Genomic DNA, 16519 nt, shown 5'->3' on the forward strand with positions numbered 1-16519 from the left:
CATAATTGATCACCCAGAGTGGTTGCTCATGCTGCTTGCGCCCCTGTTTGTCGCATTAATGCTTGCCGAATATTTTATCGGTCAAAGACGGGGAAACCTGCCGGAAAACTCAAGCTACAAATTGCCCGAAGTACTTTGTAACTTCTCACTCGCAGGAATGCATCAGCTTGCTGACCTTGTGACTGGCTTACTGATAGTAAAAGTCTATTTATGGCTGTTTGGTTGGAAGTTGTTTGAGATTGATATGAGCGTAACCTCATTCATTGTGCTCTTGATTCTACAGGATTTTTGCTATTACTGGTTTCATCGTGCGAGTCATCGAACTCGTTGGATGTGGGCAGCCCATGTCGCGCATCACAGCTCAGAGAGGATGAACTTTAGTACTGCATTTCGCCAAAGCTTGATGTATCCGATTGCGGGAATGTGGCTGTTCTGGGTGCCTTTGGTCATCGTCGGCTTTGAACCTAAATGGGTTGTCTTTGCTGTTTTACTCAATTTGGGCTTGCAGTTCTTTGTCCACACACAATGGATTCGCTCACTGGGGATACTTGAGCGAGTGTTTAACACCCCATCACACCACCGAGTTCATCATGGACGTAATCCACAGTACATAGACAAAAACTACGCTGGCGTGCTGATCATTTGGGATAAGCTCTTTGGTACCTTCGAGCCAGAGGTCGAGACAGTGCGCTACGGGATTACCAAGCCAGTGAATAGCTATAACCCACTTACTGTCACCTTTTCTGAATGGCGAGACATGTTCACTGCTGCGCAAAACGCGTCAAGCTTGAAACAAGGTTTAGCTGTTTTCCTTACACCGCCCAATGACAAACAATGACCGTGCGCTTTAACAGCTAACCCCAACCATGAGGCATACTCTCATCCTCGTTGTATTCTGCACCACAAACCGTGCACTTGTAGTAACTCACCATAGTGGGTGATTTATAAGTGCCGAAAATCACATCCGCCACAATACTCAGTAAACGAGCCTTCTAGCTGTTTCTTTTGCGCTGATTCTCCTCGATTTCCTCTGTGCTCAACCTTCTGTGGGACGTCTTTTGATTACAGTTGGTACAGTGTAAGAGGGTTTCACTTTGGGCCATTTATTTTCCTTATCAACAACCTTGGTCATCGAATCTACCAATGAGCAAAAGCTATATATACCCTATCCTTTTAAAAAAGACGAACACGAAACACATTAGCTTCAAATAATTGAATGAAATAGAATTCTACCAAGATTTGGACAATAGAAATGGTCTGTTTATTTGGCGAATACACGAGCTAGCCAGATGAACTAGCTCGATAACACCATGCAGATTAGTTCCATTTAAGGCCATCTTTCAACTTCAGTTCTATATATTCGACAGCAAACGGAACTTCAATTTCTTCATATATTCTTGCTGAACGATTTCCAGGAGAGGGCTGACGATTTTCATACCCCATTGATTTTCGCATTGCCTCTTCAGACACCCAAGTTTTCATTGTTGTTTGCCACTTCTTATCACAAATCCTAGGCGCATCTCGCTTCATCACACTGGTTAGCTTATTCTCCAAATCAATCACAGCCGAAACAATGTTTGCCTCCTTCTTAAGTGAACGAGAACCATCTTTATCAAGCTTGCCATTTTCCACATACATCTTGGTGTTATAGCAAATAGGAACTTCAAACGTGAACGGCCTAGTCTAGGCTCTAACACCATAAGGTAAGCTATTATTTTTACGAAATGACTCGGATGTATCCGTTGCGCAGTTTTGGAACACAATGCCATAGCAAAGCCCTCTAGAAGAGTTTGCTATTAGATTAAATTTCTCTTTGGTATTGGAGTTGCTCGCCCATACAAAATTACTACACTGCTTTCCATTCGCCCTTTGGATACATTCATTGAGGGCTCTTTGCTGAGCATCTTCTTTTTTACGATAGGCAGCCCAGCCATATGCCGAACCATCTTGATCAGATACAGTGTAATAATATCCAAATCCTTGCCCAGAGAATTCAAGCACGACACTACAATGATTACCGCCAGCCTTTCTACACTCGGACTTTGCCTTGTCAGCAGCTCCGGCCTGGGTCGGATAATCATGCGACCAACCATAGTAAAAGCCATTCTCATTGTCTACCGACAACGCAGCATAGCTCGTTCCATCGTTACTCGCGTGGACTTGAAAGCTGGAAACAACCAACAACAAGCTAGTAAACACTATATTTTTCATAACCATATCCATCTAGTTGTGACATATACATTTAAGCTTTAGACATTGGTTCTCTACTCGTCAAACCAGCAAAACAAATTAAGTTGAGAAGTTTATTTTCCTTTGATTTAAAACAATTTAGCCGCTGTAAGTGTCCATTTTATTCAGTATCAAAGTTTGCACTGGTAGACCGTGCACTTAATGCATCGAAAGCATTTTGGGTAGCTTATGTCAGCTAGATTTAACAAACCCCAAGCGCTGGTACTTTTCTATCGTCTTCTGCATCAAATCCAGCCTGACAGGTTTCGGCAGTACATCATCAAACCCTTGTTCAAGGTACGATAAAACATCCTTTTCAAAGGTGTTCGCAGTCAAGGCAACTATCGTTGTATCAGGAGCTAAGTTTTCTTCGCGAATGCGTTTCATCGCTTCAATCCCGTCCATGACTGGCATTTGGATGTCCATAAAAATGAGATCAAACGTTTTCTGGGCCAATATCTCTAAGCACTCCTGACCATCGTTGGCCACCTCTGAGTGAACGTTTAGTGTTGAGAGCATCTTAGAAGCAACAATTTGATTGACCTTCATGTCTTCAACAATGAGCACAGACAAAGATGGCGATGAAATTTCAATTTCCTCTTTGCCCTCCTTAGATTCTGTCGAGGAAAGGCTGCATAGTGTATTGAGCAAATGGTAAAGATCATAAGGCTTACTGAGCTTGGTTATGTTATCTAAGTTAGGTAGCTCCACCCCGACATCGGTATAAGCAATCACATGTGAAATACCGGGTTGAGACTGAACCAATTGCTCGAGATCAACGCTATCATGCTCATTATGGATGTAAACCAGCACACTACCCTTATTAGGAGCATAGAGGTTAAGTCGCGACAGTTCATCCACAATCACGTTTCGCACGAAGGCATTTTCAGCCAGTACACTGACTTGTTCGGTTAATGAACTTGGTAGCTCAAAACTCTGTTGACCGACAATTTCAACCGGGATACTAACCGTGAAAGTGGTGCCAAGTTTCATCTTACTCTGTACTGACAAGGTGCCGCCCATCAGTTGCACTAAGGATTGACTGATTGACAACCCTAACCCCGTTCCACCATATTTGCGGGTGATCGAGTCATCAGCCTGAGTAAACTCTTCAAACACCTTAGAAAGTTGCTCTTCATTCATTCCGATGCCGGTATCCTGAACCTTGATACTCAACATACTGGTTTCAATATCAATGTCGAAATGAATATCAACAAATCCGTGAGCAGTAAACTTCACCGCGTTGTAACTCAAGTTATTGACGATTTGCAGCAGTTTGGTTTTATCCGCCACTATCTGGTAGTTCTTGTCTAACGAGGTAGAAAAATAAACCTCAACGTCTGGCTTACTCATCTCAATAAAAATGGTTTTTGACACATATACTAGCTCTTCACAATAGAAGGTATCACGCTCAAGCTTCACCTTACCTTGTTCTATCTTGCTGATATCGAGCACACTGTTGATGAGCTTAAGCAGATGTTGTCCAGAGCTATTTATCAATGATGTAAACTGCCGAGTTTGATCATCACATTCAAGGTAGTACTCTTTTTGGCTTAAGCCTATAACCGAGTTTAGTGGCGTGCGCATCTCATGGGACATATTAGCCAAAAAGCGCGCTTTGGCCGTTGCACTCTCCTCAGCCAGTTTTTTAGCCGCTTCCATGTTATCTGTGCGCTCTTGTAGGTCATGGGCAAGCTTAATCTGATTGACGTACATCCATGAAATAGCGCCAATCATGATCATCGAAATGAACAGAATCAAACCAAGATAGAGTGACTGCCTGTCGTAGAAGTCTTCTTTAAACTGGGCAAACTGCATCTGATTTTTCTGTACGTTTGAGACGAAATTGGAAAGGTACAGGTTCAAGTCGCCATAAACTGCATCGAGCTCCTTCAACACATTCGCTGTCAGTGAATCGCTATCGAGGCTGACATTATTGAGGTGTAAAAATACGCGCTCGATATCGAATATTATTTCTGACAGCTTCTTCAAGTCACCGTATTGCTGGTGGATTCTTTGGGTACGTTCCGCCTGGAAATCTTGCAAAATACTCGAGCGCTGAACTCGAGCTTTCATCTTTAATTTGGCAAGTGTGCGATTTGAAGGGTTGGCCAAAAACACTAAGAGTTCATTTTTAACCGACAGCAACTTACCTTTTGCTGACAAGTTGTTGTTCACAATAGTCACATAGGGCTGAGGCGAGACATTCTTAATCTCGGACTGGGAGTAAAAAACATAGCCAATGATAAACATCAAAGCGACACACATGATGCCAATAATGATTGAGAATGCGTGACCGGGTTTGCCCCGGGTTTGAGAACTCGAACTACTCAACGACGATTTCCCTCACTTGCCATACCGATAGACTGTAGTAGAAATCGTTTCTCAACTCAGCATGATCCGCAAACGGGAATACGACAAAGAATGGCCCCTTGTCATCAATAGTCAAACGCTTTCCGGCTTCATGCGTTGCTAGTAATACTTGATATTTATCGAGGTCCGACACCGGAACAGTCACCACGTAGTCATCCCACGCGATAATTCTCACCGATTCACCACGGGATTTAACTAACTCAAGAATGCTACTGATCGTTGGCCCTTTGTATTCTACCGTTTGTTCAACCACGTGGTTATTGGTTTGAACGGTCACCTGTTGCAATTGGTCAATCATAGCCTGATCAAACTCTACCCCTTGGTCTGAGTTTGACTCTGCAATATTGCCTGAAACCCACAAAATTGGCTCACCCGTTGGAGCCGAGAGCGCCAGAACACTTTGGCTAAACAACAATAATATACTGGCAATGACTGTCGCTAACGTTTTCTGCATAAAAGCCTCAATGATCATAGTGATATAGATGGTCGCGGAATAACAAACACGCTTTCAAATCAGTATAGACAAAGAATGACTATGCGCTGCAATTAACTTCGCTTATCTCATTGAATCAAAGATAGTTTGCTTGCTACGGTACAATGGTAAAAATGTCTTGTTGGAGACTCAAACTGCTCTTGAAGAGAAGTAGCCACATACCAAAAAGGGACGATAACCGTCCCTTTCGTCTTCTATCTTGCTACTTTGTATGGAAAATCTGTTCAGTTTCCAAAGAAGTCATTGCGCGGATCTGACGCCATACATAGTAGAAGATGCCGAACATCATCAGCATGCTTGGAATCGCGATCATTGGGTAGCTGTAAAGCGTGAGTTTGCCTAACTCCTCATTGAACTCAGGCGTTCCGGCTGGGCTAGTAACAATCCAAGTTGCCAAGAAGTAGTTCATCGCCGAAGAGAAAGCAAATGTGCTGGCAAATAGGTAGTTAGATGACATCAGGCAACGATCAAACGCTTCTGTTTTACCGTTCTCTTTCAGGCGCTCAGTTATCACCTCTAAGTTGAGCACTGTGTCGTTCAAAACCATTTTCTGCATAAGAGGGTAACGAGTAAACGTCGATCCTAAAACAGCCAAACCAATCAGGCCAGGAATTAGCGCTTCTTTAACAGCTAACCAACGAGTATCAAGCTCTAAAAGGCCAATACCGCCCGTAAGCAAAACACTGACAAAGCCCAGCGCTGCGATAAAATTGAATTTCTTATTACGGATAAGATCCATGCCGCCATAAACAATCGGGAATAATAACGCGACAACCAGTGCCATTGCTGTACCAAGGTACTCATCGCCACTTAGTTTCATCAAAATAATTGAAGGAATAATAACGTTGAACAGGATCTCAAATAGAGGGTTCGACTTTTTGGTCGTGGTGTTACTCATAATTTCTTGTGACTCTTAATTTGTCGCTTCAGTATAACTTTGTACGGCAGTGTTCATTGGTTACTACAATAAGTAAAGCGTTAAAGTACCGAGTTGTGTAACGACTTATGAAATAATTAACGATTCAGGACGAAAAAGCCTACATTAGTTTGAGGCTACGGCCCTTGTCAGCCTGCGAACTACTCAAGGAAAACAGTAACTCTTGCTATACTACTGACGTTTTCATTCCAAACGAGTAATAACTATGGTCATTTTATCAACCACTTACGGCGATATCGAAATTGAATTAAACATGGAAAAGGCGCCAGTGAGTTCAAAGAACTTTCTACGTTACTGCCAAGAAGGCTTCTATGAGGGAACGATTTTCCACCGCGTGATAGATGGATTCATGATTCAAGGTGGTGGGCATACCGACGATATGACCGAGAAAGATACCCATGCACCGATCGCCAACGAAGCAAACCGTGGCTTGAAAAACACAACTGGCACTATCGCTTTCGCACGAACAGATGCGCCGCACTCTGCGACGGCTCAGTTCTTTATCAATCTAGATGACAATGACTTTCTGGATCACACAGCAAAAACCAACCAAGGTTGGGGCTACGCAGTGTTCGGTAAGGTAACAGCAGGCATGGAAGTGGTGAACAACATAGGTAAAGCTATGACTGGCAACAAGAAAGGCCACGATGATGTGCCGCTCGATACGATCAAGATTAACAAGGTAACCATCACAGAGTAACCTTGTAGATGCCTCACACTTGGTGAGGCATCCAATTATTCGACAGCGCTATAGAAGAGCTTTCAGCACCTGCTGGGCTAAGCTTTCATCCTCTTCCTCACTCAAGCCGCTAATCCCAATACCACCAACAACAGCGCCATTTATCTCGATAGGTAAGCCGCCTTTGAACCCAGTGATTTTCGGGTCAGTCCAATAGCCCAGTGTTTTACCTGTTTCTCTCGCCCAAGTGCCAAGGTTGCCACTCGGTTGACGATCACGAGCTGATGTATACGCTTTGCTTTGCGCCAGCACGCCTGCTTGTAGACTCACACCATCCATACGAATGAAACCAAGTAGCTCGCCGTGGGTATCACAAATACTTACTGCGATAGACTGGCTAGCCGCTGTTGCTTTGCTAATCGCCTCATTTATCAAGGCTTGTAGATTATTTTGATTCAACATTGTTATCTCCAATCTTCAACTAAGGCAGTGCGTGTCCGCGCGCTTTAACAAATAGGCTATACCACTCTTCACGAGTCAAACTAATGCTGGTTGCCACAGCACACGCTTTAATTCGCTCAAGGTTAGTAGTACCAATCACCGGCTGAATACTTGCTGGATGGCGACGCAAAAACGCCAATACGATCGCTTCGCTTGGAACTTGATACTTGTGGCAAAGCGTCGCCACATATTCAGCGGTGTTACGAACACTTTCACTGTCTGAGTGGCGACCTTGCTCAGAAAACGCACCTCTCGCCAGGCTACCCCATGCCTGAAGCTGAACATTGTTTGAACGACAGTACTCCAATGTGCCACTCGCAAAGTTAATCTCTTGCTGGCTTGGCGTACCCACCATCACACCATCGTTTAGCCAGTCTAGCTTAGCTAGTGACATTTCAACTTGGTTCGCCACAATCGGCATGTCTAACGCTGACTGCAAAAACTCAATTTGGTGATGATTCATGTTCGACACGCCAAGGTGGTCAAACTTACCCGCTTGTTTTAGCCGGTTCAATGCACCTGCTAACTCATCTAACTCAACCAAAGGATCTGGACGGTGCAACAAGAACACATCAAGCTTTTCGGTGTTAAGCCTGCTTAAGATGCCGTTTAATGATTCTGTCACCCACTCAGCAGAAAAATCATATCTTCCAGGGCCAAGATCATCTTCAAAACGAATACCGCACTTAGATTGCAGATACATCGAATCGCGCAGCGAAGGATTGTACTTTAGTACCTCGCCAAACGCTTGTTCAGCTTTGCTAAAGGTGTAAATGTCAGCATGGTCAAAGACATTGATTCCTGACTCCAGTGCAGTTTCAACAACGCTTTGTGCCTGCCTGATGTCATCGGCCTGAAGAGGGTTATCATTCCACCCTCCACCTAAACCCATGCACCCATACACCAATTGGCTTGCATTAGGTAAGTACTTACTAATCGGAGATTGATCCATAGCGGTCACCAGTTAAGTTTCTCATTCTGTTGAATAAATATTATTGTTTCCACATAGTTCAATAAACTAGCTAATAGTAAAAACACTGTTTACTATTAGGAAACTTAGCTAATCAATGATGTGAGCTTAAACAAGTGGATGTGAAAAACGTAGAGCGGCTAATGATGTTCTTAGAGCTTGCTGAACAGGGGAGCTTTACCAAAGCAACAGAGAAACTCGGCATATCCAAGGGTTATATGTCAAAGCAAATTAAAGCGCTTGAAGAGGAGCTCAAAACAAAGCTTGTGGTGCGCTCGACTCGCCATATGCGTTTAACAGCCGAAGGCCAGCGGGCCTATAACCATGGTTTAAAGATCAAGCATCAAATCCACGCGTTTAGAGATAATGTCCAAGAGGAAAACGAGCAGATTAGTGGGCTGCTTCGCCTAACCGCTCCCAAAATGTTTACTGAAGCATTTCTTAGCGATATCTGTTTTAAGTTCAAGCAGTCGCACCCGGATATAGAGTTTGAACTTAACTCAAGCTTTACCAAATATAACCTTATTCAAGATGATATCGATCTCGCAATCCGCGCAATCAATACCCCGCCAGACAACTTGGTCGCACATAAACTGTTTAGCTATCGACACATTTTGGTCGCATCTGCCAACTATCTAACAAACAGTGGCAATCCAAAGGTTGAAGGTGATCTTCTAAACCATAGTTGCCTGACGACCCTTCACCAGACAAATTGGCCACTGAAGTCGAGCAACCCTATCGTGTCTGGTTGGCTGAAGACCAATGAAAACCACGTGCTAAAACAGCAAGCGATACATGGGAAAGGAATTATTCGGGTACCGAGTTATTACGTTGAGCAAGAGATTGAGCGAGGAGAGTTGCAGGAGGTGCTGAGTAAACAGAACTCCGGGCAGACCAACACCTTCTACCTTTTGTATCCCCAACCGGTTTACCCACCAGCAAAACTCATCACGTTTATTGAGTACGTTAAAAGCTATTTTGCAAAGGAAATTTTGGACTGAGGCTGAACTTTAAACCTCAGTTTTACTTAACCTTAGCAACAAATATCAGCGCAATGCCACCAAGAACGAGTAGGCAAGATAGTACTGATATTAGGGTAATTGGCTCGCCCAATCCGACGCTACCTGCAATAAAAGCAATCACAGGTACGGCCAGTTGTGCCACCGAAGCTTGCAGCACTGAAATTTGTTTCACCACCTGATACCACAAAATGTAGCCAAAGCCAGAGGCAACGACGCCAGACATCAACGCCCACAACACACCATCTATAGTGGTGGTTTCAGATGAAATCAACACTGGGCTAGCGACAACCGCCAAGACACTAGCTAACACGAACCCCCGAGTAATCGACACGGAAGCGACGATCGTGCCTCGACCAAGCAAGGTAAATATCCCCCAGCAGACGCCGGAAATCAGCATGAGTGCCGCCGCATACCAGCTAGGTGTTTGAGCGGATGGCAGCATTAGAATGGTAAATCCCGAAAGCGCTACTACAATACCTAGCATCTCTTTACTGCTAAGCCGATTTCCAGTCAAAACATGAAATGCGACTAAAGTGAGCTGCACCATACCAAACAGGATCAAAGCCCCCGTTCCTGTACTGAGCTGGGTATAGGCGAACGAAAAGCAGATTGCGTAGCCAAACAGCGATATTCCAGACCACCAGCTCTTCTTATCTTGGAAAAAACGATAGTCCATTTGTCCGCGCAGAGTTTGGATAATCAGCAGAGTCACGGCGCCAGAAACAAGGCGCAGCCAAGTAAAAGAACCAGGGTCGATAGCTTGACTGGCCAGTGCAAAACGGCAAAAAAACGAATTAGCAGCAAAGGCGAACAATGCCAGCGCAAGAAGTGTGGTTGTATGCATAACTCTCCCTTAATTGAGAAAGTGTAGTTTGATTTGAGTTCTGAGTGATAGCTCTATTGATTCTGGCTAATATAATTTGGCTATATCTGATCAGAGATTTATATTGAGTGGTATAAATTTGCAGGTAAGAAAACGTATCTGAGAGGGATGAAATGAAACGACTTGCGCTACTACTGACACTTCTTGTTTCACTAAGTTTTTCTGCCACAGCTTCAGAGCGCGCAGAGATTGGATGGCAATGGATTGAACAAGGCGCCCTGATTGTCGATGTCAGAACGCCGCAAGAATTTAGCGCGGGGCATCTAGAGAATGCGATTAACTACCCTCTTTCTGAGCTAAACAAGCACTTCGCAAACATCGATAAGAACACTCAAATTGTTCTTTACTGTCGCAGTGGCAACCGCTCAGGTCAAGCGTATCAATACCTCAAGTCACAAGGATTTACACAGCTGCATAACGCAGGCGGTTTAACAGAGATGCAAAGTAACCAATAGCAGCGTTACTTGATTTGATAACTATGCACTAGCTCAAGCTTATGTCGGTAGGCATCTAACAACTCTTGCTTGTGTTTGCCCTCATTGTGATAGAAGAGTCCACCTTGCTGTTTTAGCTCTGAATAGTGCTCTTGAATCATTGCCAACACAGTTTCGACCCGTTTGATTGTCGTTGGGGTACAGCTTTTACCATCAAGATCATCTTCGATATCTAACACATGAGAGCGAAACATCTCGACTCTAAATAGATCCTTCAACTTGCTGTCTGTTTCTATTGCTTGCTGATACTGAGTCACAAGCGACTGCTTTTGCGAGATCACCTCCCAGTCAGCCCCATTGCCTTTTAGCCATTTCAATTGCTTAGTCAAACAACTCAACGCTTCATGCTTTACGTTTTTGAACACCGCCAGAGACTCAGCATAAGACAAATTCTGCTCCAATAGCCAACCAGAAAGAAAACGCGTTTCAAATCGCTCGCAGAAGTTAAACAAAGGCGCATCCAAGCCATTGCTGTTTAGCTCACGCAACGGGTTAAACGGGTACATATAGCCAAAATCAAACAGCCACAACTTGTGGTTCTCATCAACTAACATGTTGCCACTACAGAGATCCCACTCAAACAAGCCGATCTTTTCACATGCAGATAGAGTCGAAAACAGCTGAGACAACATCGAACTAGACACCTGTATAACAGGCTCTCCTTCAATCCAATCAGACAGGATAAAGCCCAAACGATAGTCAGCATAAACCGTTGGTACAACACACTCAAAGTCTTGAGCAGCAAGAGGATCATCTTTCTTACTCTGAATATCAAAGCGTCGCTGCACTTCATTGAGGAACGAATACTTTCCGTCGAGGTTCTTAACCTTTGCCTCAGGTCGCTTTTTCTTTAACGTGTAATCTTTGCCATCAAAACGAACTCGAAACACTTCGGCGGTTAACCCACTTTGAAAAGTATCTACAACGTAAGACGAGTCCTTTGTTGTGTCCGCAAGTTGTTCAGGCGTGATCGGGCAATCATCGATATGACCAACAATGAGGTTCTCTCCACTAAGTTCAAACTGCTGCTGTTGTTTCTGACGTAGGTTCATCAAGTGCATCCTGCTGATGGTTAGATACTACTAACTTTATCAACAGTAAAACACATGACATCCCCCCTAGGACAACAAATACAAGGCTGAGAACTTGGGTGGAATACCATATAGCTGAGTATCTTAGCTTGAGTTTCTATCCCGCTCCGCTAACTGACCAAAATATTCCTCGATGCTCTTACTTCCATAACTAGGGGCGCAGTTATCTTGACCTAACATAGTTAAGAAAAACTCTGCAGGACCTCCCCATTTCTCAGGTAACAGACTCGCTACCGCAAGCGCGCATTTACGCAATAAGTCAGGCAGGTAAACTACACGCTGTGATTTATCCAAAGCAGAAAATGCCAACCTAGTAATTTCATTGACTGAAAGGGTATCAGGCCCACCGACAGCTAACTCCGTTTCAGTTCGGTTTATCGCTTCTAAGCAAAACTGGCCGAGATCTTTTCCGTCAATAGGGTTAAGACGGTTCTCACCTTTACCAAACGTAAAAACTCGACCTGACATTGCCATATTGTACACTTCAGCAATATCTGAAAAGAAACCATTTGGACGAATCACACAAGGCGTAATTTTTGTCGATTGCAAAAGACGCCTTGCAAATTTTTCCTTAGCCTTCAGAAGCCTTACTTCAGGATGGTTTTGTGCGTTGAATGCAGAGATGTAAATAAACTTGCTAACACCAGATCGCTCTGCCTCTTCGAGCAAATTGAGATTGGCCTGATAATCTACATCCATATAGCCTAGGCCATCTTGCTGACGAGTGATTCCAATACAAGAAATAACGATATCGAACCCTTCACAAATGCCACGAATCTCTTCAGGATTAGTGACTTGAGCTTCGATCACTTGTGAATCACTTAAACCCATAGCTAACAGCTTACGTTTGTTTCTAGCCAATGCAGAAAACTCAGGATGCTGCGTCTTCAAAATTTCTACGATACTCGAACCTAAGTAACCAGTAGAGCCTGCAATTAGAATTCGGAAAGATGTAGTCATATCAATACCCTCTACAATTGTACTGGACGATAAGGTTCTTCACGTAATACATGGCTCACCAGCAATTTGAGGTAAAACAGCGGTAAAAACCACTCTAATCCTTGCGGGGCGTCAAACCAATACGTGCTAAGAACAATGCTCAATGAATAGGCTGTCAATGCAACAGGGCGTTGCAAATATAGAGGTGTTTTTAAGATCACGGTGCATGCAAACACCATATAGCCCCCAACAACAGCAACCCACACAATATCAAAATCCAAGAATGCCCAGCTGTACATCGACAGTTGGACAAAATGAACAAAAATAAAGCCCATATGTTGTGTGAAACCTTGCCCCTCTCGATGGAACCAACGCTTAGCGCTAGATGTTGAATTCGTGATGATTCCTCCAACAATATCTACCGTGAGTAATCCAGCTATCAAATACTGAGCCCAGCTCCACTCCAATTGAGTGATAAAAGCCCAATAAGCCAATCCAAGACCCGCAGCAAAGGGAACATAAAACTGTAGATTTTTTTCCGCTTTAGTGGCTCCTGGACCAATAAGCTTGTCAATCACACCCCAAAATCCAGCTCTCTCTTGTGGAATATTCCAATCAATTTTCATACCTCACCCCTATTTAGACCACTTGGTCTTTTTAAAGTAACGCGACCCGACACGAAGGTAAAGATCTTTTTTTGTCCAATTGGTCTAAAATAAAGGTTCTGTGTTATACTCCGCGTAGTTTTTCAAAAGAACACTTAGAGAAGTAAACATGCCTAAGATCGTCGATCATGAGAAAAAACGACAAGAAATCGCACTAAAGGCAACCGAGATATTCCTTGATTTTGGGTATAAAAATATAGGTATGAGGCAGCTTTGCGAACATCTAGGGATGAGTAAGAGTGCCGTCTATCACTACTACAAAAGCAAAGATGAACTGTTCAAAGCGGCGACCGAAGCGATAGTGAATTTTGATGCTGAGATCTTGGCTGGAAGACCGAGTTCAGATGAAGCAGATGTAAACCAGAAGATTAAAAATTTCGTATTGATCTTTAATCAAATGGCCCCAAGATTCTTCCAAGAGATGAAATTGGTCTCGGATTACATCGACGTGATCGGACAAGAAAACATTGCAACGGATCCTTGTATGTTACTTGCGAATCAAAAGTACATTGCCATGCTACAAAAATACGTTTCAGCACCCGATAAAGACTCTCTATATACGTTGATGCTCGGATTACTCAATCATCAAATTATGCTAGGGCGTCCATTAGAAAACCAATTTATCACTGAACAGATTGAACGGATAATAAAATAATCAACGGTATCCATGAGAGCCATTTAAGTACTCGCTTTGTACATCGGTTAAATCCGAGTTAGAATCCAGTACATTGTTTAACCGAAAGTGCCAACACTTTCACAACCGAATTAAGGAGGAATTTATGTCTTTGTGGTGTTCAATCAACCCACGCTTATTTGGCATGAAGGCTCGCTCAAGAGTTTTAGATATCGCGCTGCGATAATCTCGACTTGAGCGAAACATCACCTACAGACGAATAACGTCCCGAGTACTTTCCCTCAAGCTCGAAGAATTATTGTCAGCCCTGACAATGGCGTTTTGCGCCCAAAATTCTTGAGAACATTATGAGTACTTATTTAACTGCACAATCCCTAACGCTTTCTTACACTTCAACTCCGCTTTTTAGCGCACTCTCTTTCACCATTAATCGTGGCGATAAAATTGGCTTAATTGGCCACAATGGCTGTGGAAAAAGCTCGCTAATGAAGGTCCTGAACGGTCAGATGGAACCAAGTGAAGGCCGAATAGCCAAAGCAGCAAGTTGCCTGATGAGCTATGTCGAACAACACGTTCCTGAACGTCTGCAGAGTAAAAGCATTCTTGAAGCATTGGCAGAAACACTAAGCCCTGAGGAGCACTGGCGCGCTGAACTGGTTTTAACCGAGCTTGGTTTTTCTCAGTCGGAGCGAAATACCCTAGTGAGCAATTGCAGTGGCGGTCAACAAATGCGGCTGCTCATCGCTAGAGCCATCATCAACCAACCTGATTTGCTCCTGCTTGATGAACCAAGCAACCACTTAGATTTACCATCGCTATTGTGGCTAGAACAGTTTCTATCAACATGGAAAGGTTCATTCGTGTTGGTCTCTCACGATCAAACTTTACTTGATCGCGTAACCAATACCACTTGGGTCATGCGAGATAAATCTCTGCATCACTTTGCTTTGAATTGCTCACAAGCACGTAAAGCGCTCAGTGAGAAAGATGAGCAAGACCAAGCCCGTTACGCTAATGAACAGAAAGAGATCGACCGGATAGAGAAGAGTGCCAAACGTCTTGCTACATGGGGTAAGGTTTACGACAACGAAGATCTAGCTCGTAAAGCTAAAACCATGTATGCCCGAAAAGAGCGATTGGAAGAAGAGCAAACTGAGCTTTCTGAGGGCACGCCTTGGCAACTGGTACTTCAAGGAGAGCCACTACCTGCGAATAGGCTTCTCGAAGTAGCATCGCTTAAGGTCACGCCTCCAGATAGTGACTATCACCTATTTGACATGGCAGAGACACAGGTGAAAAGTGGTGACTGTATTGCCGTGTTAGGCAGTAACGGCTGCGGTAAGTCCACGCTGCTCAACCAGCTATACACTTGCTACCAATCGGGCTCGACCTCAACCCTAACCTTTCATGACCGTTGCCGTTTGGGTTACTACGACCAGTCTCTTCAGCAACTGAAAAATACCGACACGCTAAGCGATGCACTGCAATCTTTCGCATCAGTAAGCAGCGAAACAGCCAAGCGTTCTTTGATTGGAGCTGGGTTCGAGTACACACGTCACGGGCAGCTGGTTGCTTCACTTAGTGGCGGTGAGCGTGCACGCTTGCTGTTTATTGGACTGACTTTATCAAAGTACCATATGCTATTTCTCGATGAGCCAACCAACCATTTAGATATGGAAGGTAAAGAGGAATTGATAGAGACTTTAAATCGCTTTGAAGGCGCGGCACTGATTGTCAGTCACGATCGAAGTTTAATCGAGCAGAGCTGCAATCGCTTTTGGTTGATCAATAGAGGAGTATTGACTGAATACTTAACTGCGGAAGAGGTCTATGAGCAGATTTCGGCAAACGCTGTAGGCTCTGAGACTAACCCTGTTTTATCCATCACTGAGCCAAACATACGTTTAGAGATAACAAGCGAGGAACAACTGCTCGAGCGACTGATCGAACTGGAAACTTTGTTGGAAGATGATCTCAATCGAAAACCTAAACATCAAAAGCTAAACCTTCAACAACAATGGCGAGATGAGATGGAAACCATAACCCGCCAGCTATAAAGTGTATTAGTACATAATAAGTGGAGAGGCACCGATAACGGTGCCTCTTTTTCAATTCAACTGTTGGAAAGCTGCTCATTCGCTTGTTCACAGTGCTGTTTTAGTTCTTCAAGGTCCAAGCCTTCTTCAGATGCTCTCAACACATAGTCGTACATGTTATCCATCCCTAACTTAAACTCTGCCCAGTATTTTTCATCTTTGCCCGCTTGATCAATTTTAGCCATCTCGGCCTTATACTTCGCAATAACAACCCCAGCTTTTTGTTCACAAAGAAAGCCCATTGCTTTTATCTGACCTATGTTTAATCCCAACAAATACATTCTATGCTCTTCCGGGCTCATCTTTTCTGTTGGTTTCTGGAGTTCTTCTGGTAAACCGTCAGCCCAAGCAGTGCCGAAAAATGCTGCTAACAACAAAAATAGGGTAACTTTGATCTTCATGGCATCCTTTCCACGTTCTAGTTGTGTTGAACTGATTAAAGCACAACTAAGCCGTGTTGCGCCAGATTATGGGCCTGCAAATATGCATTGGGTAGGTGGTGCCTTAACTCGG

The 16519-nt window shown here is 43.8% G+C and carries 18 protein-coding genes; 6 read left to right on the plus strand and 12 right to left on the minus strand.

Annotation, left to right across the window (positions count from 1 at the left end; translation table 11 throughout):
- Position 1 precedes the first annotated feature (1 nt).
- A complete protein-coding gene (locus QTO00_RS04140; protein ID WP_331423148.1) occupies positions 2 to 838 on the plus strand; it encodes a sterol desaturase family protein in 837 nt (278 codons plus the stop codon).
- Positions 839 to 1317: 479 nt separating this feature from the next.
- Here the strand turns inward: QTO00_RS04140 and QTO00_RS04145 are convergent, their stop codons facing one another.
- The 5 genes from QTO00_RS04145 to QTO00_RS04165 all read right to left on the minus strand — a co-directional run bounded on the left by QTO00_RS04145 (position 1318) and on the right by QTO00_RS04165 (position 5993).
- Positions 1318 to 1632: a hypothetical protein gene (locus tag QTO00_RS04145; protein ID WP_331423149.1), complete on the minus strand. Its 315-nt coding sequence runs from the start codon at positions 1630 to 1632 to the stop codon at positions 1318 to 1320.
- Positions 1633 to 1683: 51 nt separating this feature from the next.
- Positions 1684 to 2211 (minus strand): DUF4189 domain-containing protein, encoded by a 528-nt coding sequence (locus QTO00_RS04150; protein ID WP_331423150.1) that lies wholly within the window; start codon positions 2209 to 2211, stop codon positions 1684 to 1686.
- 210 nt (positions 2212 to 2421) lie between these two features.
- The gene (locus QTO00_RS04155; RefSeq protein ID WP_331423151.1) at positions 2422 to 4563 is read right to left on the minus strand and encodes an ATP-binding protein; all 2142 of its coding nucleotides are present in this window, start codon (positions 4561 to 4563) and stop codon (positions 2422 to 2424) included.
- Positions 4556 to 5056, minus strand: a complete 501-nt coding sequence (locus QTO00_RS04160) for a hypothetical protein (protein WP_331423152.1) — start codon at positions 5054 to 5056, stop codon at positions 4556 to 4558. Before QTO00_RS04160 ends, QTO00_RS04155 begins: the two co-directional genes overlap by 8 nt.
- Positions 5057 to 5297: 241 nt before the next feature.
- Entirely contained in the window at positions 5298 to 5993 is a 696-nt protein-coding gene (locus QTO00_RS04165) for a VC0807 family protein (RefSeq protein ID WP_038202379.1), read from the minus strand.
- Between the two features lie 244 nt (positions 5994 to 6237).
- On the opposite strand from QTO00_RS04165, the gene QTO00_RS04170 reads away from it, so the two are divergent.
- Positions 6238 to 6732 carry a peptidylprolyl isomerase gene (locus QTO00_RS04170; RefSeq protein WP_331423153.1) on the plus strand — a complete coding sequence of 165 codons (495 nt, stop codon included), beginning with the start codon at positions 6238 to 6240 and terminating at the stop codon, positions 6730 to 6732.
- Positions 6733 to 6780: 48 nt separating this feature from the next.
- Here QTO00_RS04170 and QTO00_RS04175 read toward each other — a convergent pair whose 3' ends face one another.
- Positions 6781 to 7173, minus strand: coding sequence for a GlcG/HbpS family heme-binding protein (locus tag QTO00_RS04175; protein WP_331423154.1), 393 nt, complete (start codon positions 7171 to 7173; stop codon positions 6781 to 6783).
- 19 nt (positions 7174 to 7192) lie between these two features.
- A complete protein-coding gene (locus QTO00_RS04180) occupies positions 7193 to 8164 on the minus strand; it encodes an aldo/keto reductase (protein WP_331423155.1) in 972 nt (323 codons plus the stop codon).
- Positions 8165 to 8325: 161 nt separating this feature from the next.
- Between QTO00_RS04180 and QTO00_RS04185 the strand changes: the two genes are divergently transcribed.
- On the plus strand, positions 8326 to 9183 hold the full coding sequence (locus QTO00_RS04185; RefSeq protein WP_331423169.1) for a LysR family transcriptional regulator: 858 nt from the start codon (positions 8326 to 8328) through the stop codon (positions 9181 to 9183).
- Between the two features lie 22 nt (positions 9184 to 9205).
- Here the strand turns inward: QTO00_RS04185 and QTO00_RS04190 are convergent, their stop codons facing one another.
- Positions 9206 to 10048 carry a DMT family transporter gene (locus QTO00_RS04190; protein ID WP_331423156.1) on the minus strand — a complete coding sequence of 281 codons (843 nt, stop codon included), beginning with the start codon at positions 10046 to 10048 and terminating at the stop codon, positions 9206 to 9208.
- A gap of 152 nt (positions 10049 to 10200) precedes the next feature.
- On the opposite strand from QTO00_RS04190, the gene QTO00_RS04195 reads away from it, so the two are divergent.
- On the plus strand, positions 10201 to 10542 hold the full coding sequence (locus tag QTO00_RS04195; RefSeq protein WP_331423158.1) for a rhodanese-like domain-containing protein: 342 nt from the start codon (positions 10201 to 10203) through the stop codon (positions 10540 to 10542).
- Between the two features lie 5 nt (positions 10543 to 10547).
- On the opposite strand, the gene QTO00_RS04200 is transcribed toward QTO00_RS04195, so the two are convergent.
- The 3 genes from QTO00_RS04200 to QTO00_RS04210 form a co-directional block, all read right to left on the minus strand.
- Positions 10548 to 11633 carry an AarF/UbiB family protein gene (locus QTO00_RS04200; RefSeq protein WP_331423160.1) on the minus strand — a complete coding sequence of 362 codons (1086 nt, stop codon included), beginning with the start codon at positions 11631 to 11633 and terminating at the stop codon, positions 10548 to 10550.
- A 123-nt stretch (positions 11634 to 11756) separates the two neighbouring features.
- Positions 11757 to 12632 (minus strand): SDR family oxidoreductase, encoded by an 876-nt coding sequence (locus QTO00_RS04205; protein WP_331423162.1) that lies wholly within the window; start codon positions 12630 to 12632, stop codon positions 11757 to 11759.
- 11 nt (positions 12633 to 12643) lie between these two features.
- A complete protein-coding gene (locus tag QTO00_RS04210) occupies positions 12644 to 13237 on the minus strand; it encodes a hypothetical protein (RefSeq protein ID WP_331423163.1) in 594 nt (197 codons plus the stop codon).
- Positions 13238 to 13385: 148 nt separating this feature from the next.
- On the opposite strand from QTO00_RS04210, the gene QTO00_RS04215 reads away from it, so the two are divergent.
- Positions 13386 to 13931: a TetR/AcrR family transcriptional regulator gene (locus QTO00_RS04215; RefSeq protein WP_331423165.1), complete on the plus strand. Its 546-nt coding sequence runs from the start codon at positions 13386 to 13388 to the stop codon at positions 13929 to 13931.
- A gap of 326 nt (positions 13932 to 14257) precedes the next feature.
- Positions 14258 to 15967, plus strand: a complete 1710-nt coding sequence (locus QTO00_RS04220) for an ABC-F family ATP-binding cassette domain-containing protein (protein WP_331423167.1) — start codon at positions 14258 to 14260, stop codon at positions 15965 to 15967.
- A gap of 56 nt (positions 15968 to 16023) precedes the next feature.
- On the opposite strand, the gene QTO00_RS04225 is transcribed toward QTO00_RS04220, so the two are convergent.
- Positions 16024 to 16407 carry a hypothetical protein gene (locus tag QTO00_RS04225; protein ID WP_331423168.1) on the minus strand — a complete coding sequence of 128 codons (384 nt, stop codon included), beginning with the start codon at positions 16405 to 16407 and terminating at the stop codon, positions 16024 to 16026.
- Positions 16408 to 16519: the final 112 nt, after the last annotated feature.

The organism is Vibrio sp. M260118 (assembly GCF_036533755.1).
In the GTDB taxonomy this organism is placed as follows: Bacteria; Pseudomonadota; Gammaproteobacteria; order Enterobacterales; family Vibrionaceae; genus Vibrio.